At 62.3% G+C, this 17,691-nt stretch carries 13 protein-coding genes; 4 read left to right on the forward strand and 9 right to left on the reverse strand.

Features of this window, described 5'->3' with window-relative positions; genetic code table 11:
• Positions 1 to 197: 197 nt before the first annotated feature.
• The gene (locus AC1D05_RS30640; protein WP_477446187.1) at positions 198 to 2,789 is read right to left on the reverse strand and encodes a bifunctional diguanylate cyclase/phosphodiesterase; all 2,592 of its coding nucleotides are present in this window, start codon (positions 2,787 to 2,789) and stop codon (positions 198 to 200) included.
• Positions 2,790 to 3,077: 288 nt separating this feature from the next.
• A complete protein-coding gene (locus AC1D05_RS30645; protein ID WP_477445972.1) occupies positions 3,078 to 4,622 on the reverse strand; it encodes a winged helix-turn-helix domain-containing protein in 1,545 nt (514 codons plus the stop codon).
• 187 nt (positions 4,623 to 4,809) lie between these two features.
• Here AC1D05_RS30645 and AC1D05_RS30650 point away from each other — a divergent pair, with 187 nt between their 5' ends.
• The 3 genes from AC1D05_RS30650 to AC1D05_RS30660 all read left to right on the forward strand — a co-directional run bounded on the left by AC1D05_RS30650 (position 4,810) and on the right by AC1D05_RS30660 (position 7,577).
• Positions 4,810 to 5,511, forward strand: coding sequence for an alpha/beta hydrolase (locus AC1D05_RS30650; protein ID WP_477445974.1), 702 nt, complete (start codon positions 4,810 to 4,812; stop codon positions 5,509 to 5,511).
• A gap of 172 nt (positions 5,512 to 5,683) precedes the next feature.
• Entirely contained in the window at positions 5,684 to 6,445 is a 762-nt protein-coding gene (locus AC1D05_RS30655; RefSeq protein WP_477445976.1) for a hypothetical protein, read from the forward strand.
• A gap of 154 nt (positions 6,446 to 6,599) precedes the next feature.
• Positions 6,600 to 7,577 carry a GlxA family transcriptional regulator gene (locus tag AC1D05_RS30660; RefSeq protein ID WP_477445978.1) on the forward strand — a complete coding sequence of 326 codons (978 nt, stop codon included), beginning with the start codon at positions 6,600 to 6,602 and terminating at the stop codon, positions 7,575 to 7,577.
• 62 nt (positions 7,578 to 7,639) lie between these two features.
• On the opposite strand, the gene AC1D05_RS30665 is transcribed toward AC1D05_RS30660, so the two are convergent.
• The 6 genes from AC1D05_RS30665 to AC1D05_RS30690 form a co-directional block, all read right to left on the reverse strand.
• Positions 7,640 to 8,818 carry an ABC transporter ATP-binding protein gene (locus AC1D05_RS30665; protein ID WP_477445980.1) on the reverse strand — a complete coding sequence of 393 codons (1,179 nt, stop codon included), beginning with the start codon at positions 8,816 to 8,818 and terminating at the stop codon, positions 7,640 to 7,642.
• Positions 8,811 to 9,953: an ABC transporter substrate-binding protein gene (locus AC1D05_RS30670; protein ID WP_477445982.1), complete on the reverse strand. Its 1,143-nt coding sequence runs from the start codon at positions 9,951 to 9,953 to the stop codon at positions 8,811 to 8,813. Before AC1D05_RS30670 ends, AC1D05_RS30665 begins: the two co-directional genes overlap by 8 nt.
• Positions 9,950 to 10,789, reverse strand: a complete 840-nt coding sequence (locus AC1D05_RS30675; protein ID WP_477445984.1) for an ABC transporter permease — start codon at positions 10,787 to 10,789, stop codon at positions 9,950 to 9,952. The genes AC1D05_RS30670 and AC1D05_RS30675 overlap by 4 nt, the downstream gene beginning before the upstream one ends.
• Positions 10,786 to 11,622, reverse strand: coding sequence for an ABC transporter permease (locus tag AC1D05_RS30680; RefSeq protein WP_477446189.1), 837 nt, complete (start codon positions 11,620 to 11,622; stop codon positions 10,786 to 10,788). The genes AC1D05_RS30675 and AC1D05_RS30680 overlap by 4 nt, the downstream gene beginning before the upstream one ends.
• A gap of 166 nt (positions 11,623 to 11,788) precedes the next feature.
• The gene (gene htpG / locus AC1D05_RS30685) at positions 11,789 to 13,675 is read right to left on the reverse strand and encodes a molecular chaperone HtpG (protein ID WP_477445986.1); all 1,887 of its coding nucleotides are present in this window, start codon (positions 13,673 to 13,675) and stop codon (positions 11,789 to 11,791) included.
• 214 nt (positions 13,676 to 13,889) lie between these two features.
• Entirely contained in the window at positions 13,890 to 14,774 is an 885-nt protein-coding gene (locus tag AC1D05_RS30690; RefSeq protein ID WP_477445988.1) for a hypothetical protein, read from the reverse strand.
• A gap of 353 nt (positions 14,775 to 15,127) precedes the next feature.
• Here AC1D05_RS30690 and AC1D05_RS30695 point away from each other — a divergent pair, with 353 nt between their 5' ends.
• Positions 15,128 to 15,409: a hypothetical protein gene (locus tag AC1D05_RS30695; protein ID WP_477445990.1), complete on the forward strand. Its 282-nt coding sequence runs from the start codon at positions 15,128 to 15,130 to the stop codon at positions 15,407 to 15,409.
• 155 nt (positions 15,410 to 15,564) lie between these two features.
• Here the strand turns inward: AC1D05_RS30695 and AC1D05_RS30700 are convergent, their stop codons facing one another.
• A complete protein-coding gene (locus tag AC1D05_RS30700; protein WP_477445992.1) occupies positions 15,565 to 17,517 on the reverse strand; it encodes a tetratricopeptide repeat protein in 1,953 nt (650 codons plus the stop codon).
• Positions 17,518 to 17,691: the final 174 nt, after the last annotated feature.

Below are 17,691 nucleotides of genomic sequence, written 5' to 3' on the forward strand. Positions count from 1 at the left end.
ACGATTGGGCGCTAAACAGCGTCCGATGTTCGTCGTGGGGATCTCGTGCACGAAGCCAAAGACCAGAGCTCTCGTTACCGAGAGGAGTTGGGCTTACCAAACCAACTCTGCCTTTTCCGACAGCGGCTATATAGCGATGTAGCGATTGGTCTGCAACAGGGTGAGGCGGCGGCTAGGTAACGCCAGGAGTAGGGCCACTATCCCGCGGCCAGCCATTTGCGCGACTGGGCGAATGCCTTGAAGGCCTTGGCCTCCATTGGGCGGCCAAACAGGTAGCCCTGCAGGATATCGCAGCCAAGTTCCTTGAGGATACGCGCGTGCTCCATCGTCTCGACGCCCTCGGCAACCACTTCGATGCCGAGCGATTTGCCGATATCGATGATCGACGCCACCAGCTGCCGTTGCGCCATTGAGCCGGTGATGGGTGTGATCAGTTGGCGGTCGATCTTGAGGCGACGCGGCCGCAGCTTAAGCAGCGAGACGATCGAGGCATGGCCGGTGCCGAAATCATCGATCTCGATGTCTATGCCGAGCTCCTTGATGTGGTCGATGTTCCAAGTGACCAGATCGTCGTTTTCATCGAGGAAAATCGACTCCACCAGCTCGAACGACACGGTTCCCGGCTTGATGGCGAGCTTGCGCAGGCCCTCGATCAGATCCTTGTCCTCCAGCCGCCTGGCCGAGACGTTGACCGACACGTGCGGGATGTTGAGATGGCTTTGCGACCAACGCTCGAAATTCTCCAGCGCGTGTTTGAGGACGATGCGGTCGATCAGCGCCACGACGTTGAGTTCCTCGGCCACCTTGAGATAGGCGTCGGGGGCCAGGATGCCGCGTCGCGGATGCTTCCAGCGCGACAACGCCTCGACACCGACGATCTCGAGCGTGCTGGCGTCGAACTGTGGCTGATAGTAGGCGATGAATTCGTGCCGCTCCAGCCCGCCGAGAATCTCGTCGGCGATCTGCTTGGTCCGCACGATCTCGCTCTGCAATTCTTCGTTGAAGAATTCGTAGCGGTTGCGGCCACGGCTCTTTGCCCGATAGAGCGCGAGATCGGCGTTGATCAGCAACTGCTTCACGTCGACGCCGCTGTTGGCGGCAATGCCGATGCTGACCCCGAAACGGCAGGGATGGCCACGATAATCGACAGGCTGGCGCATCTCCTCGATGATCCGGTCGGCAAGCGCCGAAAGCTCGTCGTCGTCAAGCCCACGGCTCACCAGGACGAACTCGTCGCCGCCGATGCGCGCAACGAAATCAGCGGCGCCAGCATTGGCCTTGATCACCTTCGAGGCATGCATCAGCATGGTATCTCCGGCTGCGTGGCCGAGCGTGTCGTTGATCTGCTTGAAGCGGTCGAGGTCCAGATGCAGCAGTGCCGTGCGCCGGCCCGGTTCGCCGCTTTCGGCCAGCAGCTCATCGAGATAGCGGCGGTTGGGAAGGCCGGTCAGCGAATCGTGCAGCGCCGCATACTCAATATGTGCCTTGGCGAGATTGAGCTCGGCGTTCTTCGATTCCGTCAACTGGCGCTCGCGAATGAGGTTTTCGTTGAGCAGCACGTCGCTGGTCACGTCCCATTCCGCACCGATCAACTTGGGCGTGCCGCCGATGTCCTGGAAGTAGGTTGCGCGGGTGCGCACATGGCGGACGGTGCCGTCGGGGCGCTGGAGCCGGTATTGTGAGGAGTAGGGGCCCTTTCTGGCCGCGGCCGAATCAAAGTCCTGTCTTGCCCGCCCGAGATCTTCAGGATGGATCGTCTGCGCCCAGTCATCATAGCCGCGCGGCTTGCCGTCGGCAGACTTGCCGTAGATTTCGTTGAGGCGGTCATCCCACACCATTTCGTTGGTGGTGAGGTCGTGTTCCCAAACGCCGATACCAGAGGCTTCAAGCGCCAGCTCCAGGCGTCCGGACAAGCGCCTCAGCTCGGCATAGTTTTTCTGCCTCTCGCCGAACAGCCGGCCGGCCACCATGATCGGCAGCACCACCAGTGCGCCGGCCAGCAACATAAGCGACCGCAAGGTCCACTCGTTCTTCGGAGCCGCCGGCCAGCCGCCCTTGGGGATGGCCGAAATCTGCCAGGAGCCTGAAGGCAGCTGAACATCGGCCGATACGGGATTTCCGGCGATGACCTGGTCGCGACCGAAGAAGCGTTCGCCGCCGCCGCCCAGGGCATCCTTGCCTGTGAGCGCGACATCGATGCTGAGATCCGGGTCGGTCAGCCCGCTCGCCGCGTAGAGGCGGTCGACATCGACCACCGCCGAGACGATGCCCCAGAAGCGGTCGCCGCCGCCCGCGGTCGGCACAAAGACCGGAATGCGGCCGATGAAGCCGCGCCCGCCCTGGGCAAGGTCCACCGGGCCGGCAAACACCAGCGCCCGCTGGTCGCGCGCCCGCAGCGCTGCCGCTCGCTGCGCTTCGTTCTTGCGGTAATCGAGCCCGATCGCCTTCTCGTTGCCCTGCATCGGATACATCAGCGAGATGACGAGGTCGGGCGCCCCGGCAATGTTGCGCAATTGCGATTTTTGCTCGAACAGATTGCTGGCAAGCGAGGCAAATCTCTGCTGGCCCATATGGGGTTCGGTATCGATGGCCGAAACCAACCCCTGCACAAGCTGAAGATTGCCGTTTATATTGCCTTCGAGCTTGGCGCGAATGATGTTGACCTTGGCCAGCACGTCGGCGCGGGCCAGTTGATCGGAGACCCTTCTGTTCTGCTGGTCGGCAACGACGGCGCAGATCAACAGCACGACAAAAGCGATCGCCGCCGGCAAGTTGGCGGTAGAAAAAATGGCCCGGCTCGCGCGGCCAAGACTGGATCTTGTTGTGGTCAATTCGACCCGGATAGCTGTCCTGAACAATAGCTCATCGGTCCAGCCTAGTAGCAAACGCTTAAATTTGCCCTTCCAGGCTGGCAGGAAGTTTCAGCATTAGCCTATGCGGGGCATTTCAACTTGCCGGGCGGAGCAGTGCCCAAACGCCTGGCGTGGCCGGCGCTTCTGGACGTGTCGAGGGACGGCTTTGTCGAGTCGGGATAAACCACTTCGCATTCTCCCGATATCGGCTCACGCTCGAAGCGATCATGCCGGCAATCCCGCCATCAGCATGGCGTCGGTCACCTCGCCGACAATCTCCGGCGCCAGCCCGACTGCCGCCGCCCACCTGCCTATGGAAAAATGCGGGTCGAGTGCCATGAGCCGCGAACCTGCCGCCTTTGCCTCCCCGATCCGTCCAAGCCGGGCCAGCGGCGCCGCCAGCCATCCGTGCAGGATGCTGAAGCCGGGGTTCATCTCCACCGCCCGCCGGCCGGCTTCTATGGCCTGCTCGTGCCGGCCGGCGAGAAAATTGCCGAAGCCGATCATGCCTTGCGGCACGCAGTTCATGGCGTCCAGCGGGTTCAGCCGCAACGCCTGCTCGCCCCAGTCGATGGAGCGTGTGGCGTCGCCGCCATAGGCCACCGGCACGCAGCCGAAAGCATAGACGAAGGCACAGGAGGCGCTGAGCGAAAGCGCCTGCGAAAACGCCTCGTCGGCGAGCTTGCGGTCATGCTCGACCAGGCCAATGGTGAAGCCGGCCAGAGCCAGCGCCATGGCATCGCCTGAGCCGTGCTCGATCGCCGCATGGGCATGGCGGGATGCCTTCTCGCCGTGCTCCGCCAGCATGCCGCCGCGGATGAAAAGGGTTTGATGCGCCCAGGCGGCAAAGCCGTGGACGAGCGCATAGCTAGGCTCGATGGCCAGCGCCTGGTCGAGCAGCGGCAGGCCCCTGGCGGCACCCTGCGGCATGAAGGTGTAGACGTCGGGCAGGGCGCGCAGAAAGAGATCGTAGGCGTCGAGACTGTCGGGCCGCTTGCGCTTGACGCGCTCGATCTCGGCCCGGCGCAGATTGGGTTCTATGGCCGCGACCACGCTGATGGTGATCTCGTCCTGGAGCGCGAACACGTCGGTCAGCTCGCGGTCGTAGCGCTCGGCCCAAAGATGGCTGCCATCCTCGGCGTCGATGAGCTGGCCGGTGATGCGCACGCGGCTGCCCACCTTGCGCACGCTGCCCTCCAGCACGTAGCGCACGCCGAGTTCGCGCCCGATTTGCTTCATATCCACCGCGCGGCCCTTGTAGGTGAAGCTTGAATTGCGCGCGATGACGAACAGCCAGCGGATGCGCGACAGGCCGGTGATGATGTCCTCGACCATGCCGTCGGCAAAATAATCCTGATCGGCATCGCCGCTCAGGTTGACGAAAGGCAGCACGGCGATGGAGGGGCGGGCGGGAATGCCAAGGCCAGGCTTCGCCTGTTCCACCGGTGCGTCGGCGCCGGCCTCCTCGCGCACGGTGCCGACGAAGCGAAAGCCCCGGCGCGGGAAGGTGCGGACGAGACGCTGCTGCTCGCCATTGTCCTGCAGGGCGCTGCGCGCGGCGTTGACGCGGCTCGCCAGCGTCGCGTCGGAGACGATGCGTCCCTGCCAGACCGCATCGACCAGATCGTCCTTGCTGACCACCCGCTCGCGGTTGCGGATCAGATATTGCAGCAGGTCGAACACCTGCGGCTCGACGGAGATCAGGTCGTTGCCGCGACGCAATTCGCGCCGGTCGCCGTCCAGAGCGAAATCCTCGAAAAGATACGGCAAATTGCTGGCTCCGGCACGCGGTTCATAGCGATTCTGGACACTGTAGCCGTGTGGTGGCCGCAAAATCAAAGCCATCTCAAGGGAAAATCAAGAGGTCCTGAAGGCCGCCTCAAAGCGAGCGCGGCGGCTGCGGCGCATAGTCCTCCTGCAGCCAACGCAGACAACACTTTGAAAAAGGAGAACTCAAATGTCGAACACTGCAGCAAATTCCGTCGTCCTCGTTCATGGCGGCTTCGTCGATGGCTCCGGCTGGGAAGGCGTCTACCACCAGCTCAAGAAGGACGGCTACGACGTCACCATCGTCCAGAACCCGACCACCTCGCTCGCCGACGATGTCGCGGTGACCAAGCGCGCCATCGCAGAGGCGAAGGGCGACGTCATCCTGGTCGGCCATTCCTATGGCGGCGTCGTGGTGTCGGAAGCCGGCACCGATCCCAAAGTGGCTGCCGTCGTCTACATCGCGGCCTTCGCGGCGGATGCCGGCGAGTCGGTCTCGACCTTGATCGCCAACCCGCCTCCCGGCGCTTCCGTGCCGCCGATCCTGCCGCCCGTCGACGGTTTCCTGATGCTCGACAAGGAGAAGTTCGCCGCCGCCTTCGCCGCCGATGTCCGTCCCTCGCTCGCTGCCTTCATGGCGGACTCGCAGGTTCCGTGGGGCATTCCGGCGCTCGAAGGCAAGGTCACCAAGCCGGCCTGGCGGGTGAAGCCGAGCTGGTATCTCGTCGCCACCGACGACCACATGATCCCGCCGCCGGCACAGCGCCAGATGGCGACCCGGGCCGGCGCGACGACGGTCGAAGTGCCCGGCAGCCACGCGGTCTACGTCTCCGATCCCTCGGCCGTCGCCAAGATCATCGAACAGGCCGCTGCCGGCGTCGGCAAGAAGTGAGCCTGCATGCCTTTGAACAAAAGCCCGGGCGCTTGGCGCCTGGGCTTTTTTGCTGTTTTGGCGCCCCTCGGCATACCTTTATCACATCAAGCTAATATCTGTATTTGACTACGAGTCTGAGCGGATAATAATTCGAATCAATTGGTTCGGGTTCTGTTAGGTGGATTGATCAGTGATCAAGCGCGAAGATGGTGCCTACAATGAACACATGTGGACCTATCGCGGATATTTGAGGAGTCTAAATCGGCCCTTGGCGGAGGAATACATACGCCAGCAAAGGCCGAATGTATCCACAGCCATCGATGCGTTGGCCGAAGCTGTCCCCGTCACTCAGGCTATTGCGCAGCTTCACGAAGCAATTCGCCGTTCACCCGCGAGAAATTTCTGGCCCGTAATCCGCGAGACCAAAGGTGTGCTTCTCGTTCGATCGACTGACTCGGACCAAGATTGCCCTTGGCCGTGGAGGCGAACAAAAAGTGGCAATATGAGCTACAAACTGCCCGGCCATCTTCTGTTCTCACCTTGGCCACCAAATTTCCATCGCAGGCTCCTGAGTTGCATGGGCGGACTTCAGCGAGTGATGGCCGATATCGACGACCTAGAAAGCAAGAGTGATTTTTCGATCACGTTCCTCCCTCATAGAATTTGGTCAGCAATGCTGCGACCAAAATTCCTCATTCCCGAGATCCAACTGTTTCAAAGGTTTGCCGCGCCGGACAGCATAGCGGCCCTGGATAGCTGGTCCAATGAACCCCAGCGTGGTTCGAATATTGCGCTATGGATTTCGCAAGGAGCGCTGGTCTACAACGACGGGTCAGATCGTTGCGAAATTGAAATTCCCGAGGCGCTGACCAAACCTCTCTTTTTCCCATCGGCGCCTCGACCGCTGGAATTGCACGTGGTCCGAGCCGGAGGGCGATCCTATGACCCCTAAAGCCGTGACGGCACGTGTCGAGGGAAGGCGCTATGGACTGCGCGGCCGGTAACAAGCAGGAAGTCTGGTGCCGCTTTTGGCAAACACATCGTCCGGTGTTCCAGGATAATGTGCTGGCTGAATAAGCTTGAGACAAGGCGGTTCCGGAAACACTATGGCAAGGCGGTTTGCGTTTCTCCTGGTTCGCGACTTCACGCTGTCGCCGCTGTCGTTGTTCATCGACACGCTGCGGCTGGCGGGTGATGAGGGCGACCGCAGCCGCAGGATCGAATTCGACTGGGAGATCGTCGGCGAACGCGGTCTGCCGATCCGGGCAAGTTGCGGCGTCGAATTGCTGCCGACCAAAGCGATCGGCAATCCGGAGGATTTCGACAATGTCGTGGTCGTCGGCGGCCTGCTCGACACCAACCGCAGCTTGAGTTCCGACAAGGAGGCCTTCCTGTTGCGCGCCGCCGAGAAGGGGGTGCCGCTGACGGCGCTGTGTACGGGAAGCTTCGTGCTGGCGCGCTACGGCCTGCTCGACGGCTACGCTGCCGCCGTCAGCTGGTTCCACATCAAGGATTTTCGCAGCCAGTTTCCCGATGTGAATGCCCATGCCGACAGCCTGTTTTCCGTCGACCGGGGCCGCTCGACCTGCGCCGGCGGCACGGGTGCCGCCGACCTCGCCGGCCATTTCGTGTCCCAGTTCATCGGCCGGAAGGCGGCGGAAAAGGCGGCCAAGATCCTGGTGCTCGACCGGATCAGAAGCAGCCGCGACGTGCAGCCCGTCGGCGACCTCTTTCCAGCGGCGTCGAGCCGTGCGGTGAAGCGCGCTTTGCTGTTGATGGAGAGCAATTTGCAGGAGACGCTGTCGGTCAGCGAGATCGCAAGCCGCCTGAACTGCTCGCGGCGCCAGCTCGAGCGTCTCTTGGGCACCGAGCTCGGCGTCGGCCCGATGGCGGCATACCTGGCGCTGCGGGTGCATCATGCGAAGTCGCTGCTGGAAGGCAGCGACCTGCAGATCGGCGACATCGCCTATCGCTGCGGCTTCACCAATGCCGGCCATTTCAGCCGCGTGTTCCGCCAGCAGACCGGCATCACGCCAACCCATCTCAGGCACCCCAACCGCATGCCCCCCGGCGCGGCGGGGTAATACGTTCGAAGACGCGCTGCCTCAGCGTCGGCCGAGCCGTGCCAACTCTTGGACGCCATGCATCACGAAATCCGCTGACCGTCCTCGTCGAGCAGAACGCAGCCCTCGGGATCGAATCCAAGATCGATCGCCTCGCCTTCGCGAAGGACGCGACCACTGATCGGCGCGTTGGCGCGGATGCTGGTTTTGCCGCCAACGTCGATCTCGTAGATCGCGCTGCCGCCCAGATAGGAGGCCGAGACGACACGGCCCGACAGCCTGTTGGCGCTCACCGCCACGCCGACCGACAATTTCTGCGGCCGCACAACGACAGTGACCTTGCTGCCGCTCGCAAGCGGCCTTGGACAGGCCACATTGATCGTCTGGCCCGTGGCAAGCACCACCGCCGTTGCCTGGCCGGATCCGCTCACGGTCCCGGCAAGCATGTTGGCCTTGCCGAGGAAGTCGGCAACGAAGGCCGTGGCAGGTCGCTCGTAGACTTCCTGCGGGGTTCCGATTTGCTCGACAGCGCCTGCGTTCATCACCACGATGCGGTCCGACATGGAGAGCGCTTCCTCCTGGTCGTGCGTGACGAAGATCGCGGTGATGCCGGTTTCCTTCTGGATCTTCTTGATCTCGACGCGCATCTCCTCGCGCATGTTCGCGTCCAGAGCCGATAGCGGCTCGTCAAGCAGCAGCACCTGCGGCTCGAAGACGATGGCGCGGGCAAGCGCGATGCGCTGTTGCTGCCCGCCCGACAGCTGCGAGGGCAGCTTCTTCTCGCTGCCCGGCAGTCGCACCATTTCGAGCGCCTGGCCGACCTTGCGCACGATCTCGGGCTTCGGCACGTTACGATACTTCAGGCCGAAAGCGACATTGTCGAACACGTTCTTGTGCGGAAACAGCGCGTAGCTCTGGAAGACCAGCCCGATATTGCGCTTGTAGATCGGCACGTCGTCGACCCGCCGCCCGTCGATCATGATCTGGCCGCCCGAAATGTCGACCAGGCCGGCGATGGAGCGCAGGATCGTGGTCTTGCCGCAGCCCGAAGGCCCGAGCAAGGTGACGAAACTGCCCTTGGCGATCGAGAGCGAGAAATCGCGCACGGCGACGAATTTGCCATAGGCAATGTCGATGTCGCGGAACTCGACCGCCGGCTGGCTCGTCTCGCCGCCGCCCGGAGCGGGTCTACCCGCGCCGGGACTTGCTGCCCCGGCCGCGGCCGGTCGGGGCACTTCTGAAAGGTCGTGGCTGTCAGGCACCTTTCGAGATCCTGTTCCACTGCTTGGTCCAGGCGTCCTCGTTGGTCGCCCAGTAGACCGGGTCGGCGAAGGTCAGCGCCTTCATCGTGCCCGTTTTGTCGAAGGCCGGCAGCTTCTCGATCTTCTCGGTGAGCTTGACCTTTGTTGGGTCGAGCGAGGGCGGATAGCTCTGGCCCTCGGCCACCGCGATCGAGGTCGCCGGGTCGAGCATGAAGTTGATCAACTCCTCGCACTCGGCCATCGGCGAACCCTTGAGGATCAGCATGTCCTCCATCCAGGCATAGGAGCCGGCCGGATCGAGATAGCCGATCGGGGCGCCCTGGTCCTGCAAGGCGGCGACGCGGCCCGACCATGCGTCCGTGACCACGATCTCGCCCTTGGAAAGCAGGTCCATCAGCTCCGCGCCGGAACTCCAGAACTTCTTGGCGAGGTCGCGCGTCTCGCGCACCTTGGCCCAGATCGCGTCCATGTCCTTGAGGTTGTTGGGATCCTGTCCGGTGGCGAGCGCGGCGTACCAGACGCGCGTGGTCATGTCGTCATAGCCGCCGACCTTGCCCGCATATTTCTTGTCCAGCAGGAGCGCGGCACCCTTTTCCTTGGCTTCCTCGGGTGAGATCACCTTGGTGTTATAGGCGATGCCTGTCGTGCCGTAGTCGTAAGGCACCGCCGAGAGTTTCGGCGTCAGCTTGCGGAACGGATCGATCATCGGCTGCAGCACATTGGCCATGTTGGGAATGTTGGCCTCGTTGATCTCCGAGGTCAGGCCGCCGTTCACATATTTGATGTAGTAGTTGACGCCGGAGGAATGGATGACCTGGTAGTCGCCGGGCTTGGCGGTCTTGATCTTGGTGATGATCTCGTCCTCGTCGCCGAACGTGCCCTGGACCACCTTGATCTTGGTCTTGGTCGTGTAGGGCTGGAAGGCATATTTGTCGATCGCATCCTGCACCGTGCCGCCCCAGCCGTCGAAGCGAACCTCTTCGACCGCGGCCAGCGCCTGCCGCATCCAGGGCATGTCGAGGCCCACCGCGGCCGCAGCGGCGGCGCTCAGCGTTAGGAACGTGCGTCGGCTCAGATCACCGTTTTGATATCTATCGTGCAGCCTTTCAAGCCGCTTGCCGTTGGACAGTTTCATCGTGCTTCCTCCTTGGGTTGGTCGCGTCGTTTCAATCTGGTCAGACTTTGCAGGATCAGGCCGCCGAGCAGCGGTATGCCGACGGTCACCAGGATCATCACGGTGCCGAGCGCGTTGATCTCCGGGCTGATCGATATCTTGAGCATCGAAAGGATCTGGGTCGGCATGGTCTCGACGCCGGCCGGCCGCCAGAACAGGCTGGCCGAGGTGTTGTCGAAAGAGATGGTGAAGGCGAGCAAGGCGCCGCCCACCACCGCCGGGATCAGCAGCGGCAGCGTGATCTCGCGGAAGGACGAAAACCGCGAGGCGCCGAGCGAGAGCGCCGCCTCCTCATAGACGCGGCGGATGCCGACCATGCGCGCCTGGGTGATCAGCACAACGTAGGGCACGGCGAGCAGGATATGGCCGAGCACCAGCAACAGCATGGTCCGTGGCTGGTCGATAGCCTTGATCAGCACCAGCAGGCCGACGCCGAGGATGGTCTCCGGTACCAGCGCCGGCAGGATCACCAGCGTGCTCAGCGCCTGCTTGCCACGAAATTCGAAGCGCACCAGCGCAAACGCCGTGACGACGCCCATTGCCGTGGTGACGGCGGCGGTGACCAGCGCGATCCACAGCGAGGTGCGGAAGGCGGCCAGCACCTGCTCATTGGCCATCAGCTTGCCGTACCATTGCAGGGAAAAGCCGGTCATCGGAAAGCCGCCGAACATCGAAGCGTTGAACGACAGGATCACTGTCGCCACGATCGGCGCGAACATGAAGATGTAGACGCAGAGCGTGACGAAGCCGGTCAGCCGCCAGGCCCATCTGCCTTCCTCTTTTCGCCGTGCCTTCATCCTCCCAATCCTTTGACGATCTGCGACATGCCCATGTAGCGGGTGTAGACGGCGGCGAAGAAGCCGAGCACGACGAACAGCACGATCGAAAGCGTGGCGCCCATCGGCCAGTTCAGCTCGCCCATGATGGTGTCATAGATCAGATTGCCGAACAGCGCGTCGCGACCTGAGCCCAGCAATTGCGGCGTGACATAGCTGCCGGCGGCCAGCACGAAGCAGAGCAGCAGGCCTGCCGCCAGGCCGGGCAGGGACAGCGGCAGCGTGACCTCGCGGAACGCCTGCGCGCTGGTGCAGCCCATCGAGCGAGCGGCCGAGATCAAAGTGCGGTCGATGCCCTCGAGGCTGACATAGACGTTGAGGATCATGTAGGGCAGCAGGAAGTGCAGCATGCCGAGGATCACCGCGCCCTCGTTGTAGAGCATCGGCAGCGGCTCGTTGATGATCCCCAGTTTCAGCAACGCGACGTTGATGACGCCCTGTTCGCCCAGAATGTTGATCCACGAAAAGGTGCGGATGGTGAAGCTGATCCAGAACGGCACGATGAGCAGAAGCAGCAGCAGCCATTTGTGCTTGAAGGTCGTGGCCCAGATGAAATAGGCCGGGAAATAGCCGAGCACCCCGCAAAGCACCGCCGTCATGGCGCCGACCCTCAGCGTCTTCAGCAGGAAGCCGGAATAATAGCTGTCGGTCAGGAATTCGTGCCAGTTCGCCGTCGTCAGCGAACTGGTTTCCACCCCGGCGGTGACGAAGGTGAAGAAGGTGTAGGCGGCCATCACAGCGATCGGCAGCACCAGGAAGAAGATCAGCAGCAAGAAGACCGGCGCGACGAGCATCCAGGCCAGTCGTGGATCATACAATGTCCATCGTCGTTTCATGAGCACCCGGTGCGCTTTCTTTGAAGCGCCTGTCTTGTTCCCGGGGCCAAGATTGGGTGATTGGAGGCCTGATGTCTACAGTCGGCGATTGAGCCAGTGTCGGGGACGGTCGGTCGGCGCTGCCTCAGCCCTTCGAGATGCCTCGCGCGATCAGCCGCGCCAGACGCTCCGAGAATGCCCTCGCGTCCGCCGGCTTGTCGCCGTCGAGCACGCGCGCCTCGTCGTAGAGGAGGTGGGCGGCGTCGTCCTTGAAGGCCTGGTCCTCTTCGCCGAGGCCAGCGAGGGCCAGCACGCGTTCGTGACGCGGGTTGATCTCGAGGATCGGCTTGGCTGCCTTGTCGAGGCGGCCGGCGGCGTTCATCAGCCGCTCGAACTGCCGGTCGGGGCCGTGTTCGGGGGCGACCAGGCAGACGGCGCTTTGGGTCAGGCGGTCAGAGGCTTTCACGTCCGAGACGGCATCGCCGAGCGCGGACTTGACGAAGGCCAGGAAGCTGTCGACCTCCGGCGTTGCCGCTGTCTCCGGCTTCTTGGCCTCGTCGAGCAGCGGAATGTCAGAAAGCTCGGCCCCGCCCTGCGTCACCGACTTGAACGGCTTGCCGTCGAAGTCCGGCGCCATCGTCACCCAGAAGCTGTCGACCGGGTCGGTCAAGAGCAGAACCTCGATGCCGCGCGCCTTGAACCCTTCGAGCTGCGGCGAGGCTTCAAGCCGGGCGCGGTCGTCGCCGGCCATGAAGAAGATCGCCTTCTGGCCTTCCTTCATCGCTGCGACATAGTCGGCAAGGCCGCGCCAGCTTTCGCCCGATGTGGTCGAGTGGAAGCGGGCGAGCTTCAGCAATTGTTCGCGCCGCTCATGATCCTCGTAGAGGCCTTCTTTCAGCACAACGCCGAAATTCTCCCAGATTTTGGCATAGGCCTCGGCGTCGTTTTCAGCCAGCTTGACGAGGTCGCCGAGCACGCGGTTGGTCAGGCCCTTGCGGATCGACGCCAGCAGCGGGCTTTCCTGGATCATCTCGCGCGAGACGTTGAGCGGCAGGTCGGCGGAATCGACCAGGCCGCGCACGAAGCGCAAATAGCGCGGCAGAAGGTCGGCCTCGTCGGTGATGAAGACGCGGCGCACATAGAGCTTCATGCGGCCCTTGCGGTCCTGATCGAACAGATCGAACGGGCGCGAGCCGGGCACGAAGGCCAGCACGGAGTATTCCTGCCGGCCTTCGGCGCGGAAATGGATGGTGGCGGCCGGCTCGTCATACTGGCCGGACAGGCCGCGGTAGAAGTCGGTGTATTCCTCGGACTTGATCTCGCTCTTCGGCCTGACCCAGAGTGCGGTGCCGTCGGCAATGTCGCGCGCCTCGGCGCCGGGCTTTTCGACAAGCGTTATCGGCACCGGCACATGGCCGGACTGCGACTTGGCCAGTTGCTCGAGCCGGTAGGATCCGGTGTAGGAGACGGCGTCGTCCATGAGATGCAGCACGACGCGGGTGCCACGCCTGGGGGAGGCTTCGAGCGGGGCGGGCGCGATCTCGTAGGAACCCTTGCCGTCGGACGACCAGCGCCAGGCCTCCTCGCTTCCGGCCAGGCGGCTGATGACGTCGACCCGGTCGGCGACCATGAAGGCGGAATAGAAACCGACGCCAAACTGGCCGATGAGCTGCGTGTCCTCACTGCCTGCGCCGACGCGCTCGATGAAGGCGCGCGTGCCCGAGCGGGCGATCGTACCGAGGGCCTCGGCCATGTCGTCGCGGCTCATGCCGATGCCGTTGTCCTCGACGGTGATCTCCTTGTTGTCCGGATCTGCTGAAATCGAGATGCGCGGCTTGGGGTCTTCGCCCAGCAATTCGGGGCGGCTGACGGCCTCGAAGCGCAGCTTCTCGCAGGCGTCGGCGGCATTGGAAATCAATTCGCGCAGGAAGACGTCCTTATCGGAATAAACCGAGTGCACCATCATGTGCAGCAGCCGCGAAACATCCGCCTCGAATGCCCTGGTTTCCGTCGCTTTCGTATCCGTCGTCATTCCATTTTTCCCACGCTGTTCATCCGCCCGCCGCGCCGGGGCGCGTTCAGGACTTTGTTTCAACCATTTTTAGCGGTGCTGGCAACTCGGCAGGTGCCAGCGCGACGACAATATTGTGACGCGATGCGAGGGTGACAAGGGGGTGGAATGGGCGCCGACGGCGAAACTGCGATCTCCCCCACGAAGGGGTAGATTGGCAGTTTCCGCGTCGCGCCTACTTGCCCGCCATATGATCCGCCAGCGCCTGCGCCTGTGCCAGCAGCGCGGGGAAGGCAGCATCGGCCGGCAAGCTCTTGCCCAGGCAGGCGCGGAAGTCGTTGTCGCCTTTTGTCCAGGCGGCGTTGGCGGCGTCCGATGTGTTTTCGTCGCTGTCGTCGGTGGCCTGCTTGACGAGTTTCTGGGCGGCGGCGTCGGCGGCGGTCCACACGGCGTCGCAGGCCGCGATCTTCGGAATGGGCGGGGTCGCGGGCGCTTCGGCGATCAGCACGCTGTTGCCCTTGACGAGTGTGACCACGACCTCTTGGTCGTAGTTCGGCCCGACATCCTGTGCCCAGCCGCCGAGGCGGGCGATCGCCTTGTCGGCGCCGTCAGGCGTCTTCAGCGCGAAGTCGAGCGTACCAGTGAAGGCGGCGTCGCTGCCGATGGCCTGGGTGTAGAAGGCATCGAGCTTCAGCGCCGCGTCGAAGCTGGTGGGCAGTTTGAGATCGGCGTCCGTCTCGGCGGCGCGCGACTGCAGCCAGCGTTCGACCAGCCCGCGTGTCGATGCCACGATGCTGGGGCCGTCCTCGGTGCCATGGCGCAGCCCGTCCAGCATGCCGAAGCCGACATCGGAGGAACTGAGGCTTTCGATATTGATCGTGCCGGCCGTCGGAAAATCCTTGACCGTGAAAGGCCCGAGAAGCGCGGAAAGGCGCTTTTCGAGATCGGCGCGGGCCTTTTCATTGGCCGCATCGAGCGTTTCCACCGGGGTGTTCGCGCTGTCCATCGCCGCGATCTCGGCAATCGCCTTGTCACGCGCGGCGATATAATCGTCCTCGGGCGTGGCGGCGAAAGCCGCGCTGCTCGCGAGTGCAAACATGACCGTCCAGACCAACCGCATGACAGAACCTTTCTTCGTGGCGATCAACAGGCAAGGCAGCCATCGGGCAGCTTTGCGGCGATTGCGCGGCGGGAAACGTCGAGACGAAACATCCTGATCGGGGAGGCAAGCCAAGCGCCGCCATTAACCAACAGTTAACTATCCATTCGCCTTTGAATCAAATTTGGCGGATATTGTCTTTGGCCAAACGAGGCTGCCAAACCAGGCTGCTTGGGGGACCCGGAGAAGACAGTAATTTTTAGACTGGCGCGCGGCTTTCGGGAGCACGCGGCAGCTTGAGCTCTAAAAAAGAAGCGACGGACCACCGTCGCCTTGCGGGAGGCGTCAGCATCATTCTTGATGAGGTCGCCAGAATGAAGATCGAAGATGCGATTACTGCTGTAACAGCCGAGGCCAGCGCTCTGCTGTCGTGCCTCGGCCAGCCCGTCGTCGCCTACCACGTCACGGCAATCATGCGAGAGGCCGACCGGGAACACGCCCGGCAGATGCAGCTTGCTCTGATGCGACGAAGCATCGAGGCGCTGATCGATGACGGCCTTGAGAATGTGGCCGCGGAGCGTTTTGCCTCGCAATTCGATGGGCGGATTGGGTTGACGTGGAGGTTGCTGCACGCATCCGATGGCGTGGCGCACTGATCTCGGCCAGACCGGCATCGGTCGTGTCGCCAATGGCTGCAATGAGCCTCATGTCGGCCGTTAAAGTTAGTTGTGCCACCACCTGACAGCGGACATTACCGGCGACCGCGCTTGAGGGCGTAGTTGCGCCAGGAACGGACCTGCCCTCAACCAACTCATTTTCTGGGCATCATATTCAGGGTCATTGCTTCACTCTCCTCGTGGCCTGCTGGTATTCGAGCCCCAGTCGCGGCTATTTGGGCCTCCATCCGATTGACAAGCGCGACATAACGGGGATGAGAGCGGAGCGAGTCGAGGTCGCTATCCTGACGCATCCAAGGCATGCGCAAAATGAGGTAGGCATGTGATGCAGTTAGCTGACGTTCCAGGCAATCGATAGCCTGTTCCGCCTTGCCCAGCCTCGCATAAAAACAGCCTATGTTGTACTGAACCGCAATGTTGTCTCCGGCGAACATTTCAGCACGGGAGACCCACGACAGCGCGCGTTCAATCTCGCCAATTTCCGCCAGCATTGAGGCGCCGTAACATAGCGCGGTGGCATTGTCGGGATGCGCTTTGACTTCCTTTTCCACTCCCAGCACACCTTGCCTTGCTGCTTCCTTGGCGTCGTCGCGGCGGCCAAGTGAAACATAGACCATCCCTAGATTGGTCCATAACCGATAGTCATCGGGTGACAACGATACGGCACGCTCGTACAGAGCGGCAGCTTTCTCGTATTGACCTTGAATGAAACAATTCCGGCCGTAAGAGAAATAGGTATCGGAAGAACTGGCGTCTAACTCTAAAGCTCGCTCGAACTCCACTTCCGCCTCGGCATACCGGCCATTTACGAACAAGGCCCCGCCACGTGATGCGTGGGCGTCGGCGAGACCTGGCTCAAGTTCCAGCGCCCGTGTGCTGTGGGAAAGGACTGCCTCGAAGCTGGCGTCGGGATCGTTGCAAGTCAACAGAAGCCACTCACAATCAGCCAAAGCGGCATAAGCGCGCGCATAATTTGGGTCAATTTCAACAGCTCTGGCAAACAGTCGCTGCGCTGTTTTGATAAACTTGGTCTCGACTCCCCTATTGAGGAACGACCTGCCCATCAACAGCGTCTCGTAAGCCTCTGGGTTGTCGGTCGAGCGGTTTGTAATAGTCTCCAGTTCTTCGGGCAACAGCTTCACTTTGAGGACATCGACTATGGTCTTGGAAATCTCGTCCTGCAGTTTGAAGATATCGTCCAGCGTCCGGTCATATCGCTCGGCCCAGATATGGTCGCCGCCACGACCATTGATTAGCTGAGCCGTGATGCGCACCCGTCCTCCAGCCTTGCGTACACTTCCCTCCAGGACGTAGGCAACATTCAGCTTCTTCGCCACTTCCTCGATTAATACCGCCTTGCCCTTGAAGGTGAAGACCGTATTGCGCGCGACGACGGAGAGTCCGGACACCTTCGAAAGGTCGGTGATAATGTCCTCGGTGATGCCGTCGGAAAAGTACTCCTGCTCGGGATCGCCGCTCATGTTAACGAAGGGCAGAACCGCGATCGAGGGTTTATCCAGGAGTTGAGGCACCGGTTGCACCGCGCGTTTGCCGATCCCCCCTGTTCCGGCGCGGTAAACCTGCACCGGCTTTGCGATATTCTTGAGCGCGTGCTCGCCGAGATCGTCGAACGCCAATGTCAGCTTGCCGGTGACATGATCGTGCACGGTGGCGGAGACGTAGATGCCGCCGGGCTCAGCCAGACCCTCCAGCCGGGCTGCCACGTTGACACCGTCGCCATAGAGATCGCTGCCCTCGACGATGACGTCGCCCAGATTGATGCCGATACGCAGGACGATGCGGTAGGCCTCCGCCACGCTCTCGTTGGCCCCGGTAAAACCCTTTTGTAATTCGACGGCGCATTGGACGGCATCAACCGCACTGCCAAATTCCACCAGCACACCGTCGCCCATCACCTTGACCACGCGACCGTGGTACTGGGCAACCAATGGAACCAGAACATCGCGCCGCCGCGCTTTGAGAGCGGCCAGTGTGCCAGCCTCGTCGTGCTCCATGAGGCGCGAAAAGCCAACGACATCAGCAGCCAGAATCGCGGCAAGGCGGCGTTGGGTCCGAATCTCGGCCATGTGGGTTGAATACTTTCAGAAACCCGGCACTTGGGATTGTATTGGTCATCTGGCCTGGAGTCTATCCGGCCCGACTTCCGAGATGGGTCAGATCGCGTCGATGCATGGGGGCGCCTGAACGTCCGCTTCTCACATTCCAAGCCTCCAAGCCGCAATTCCGCTTCCGGCCCAAAG

Source organism: Mesorhizobium sp. P2_E9, assembly GCF_056403815.1.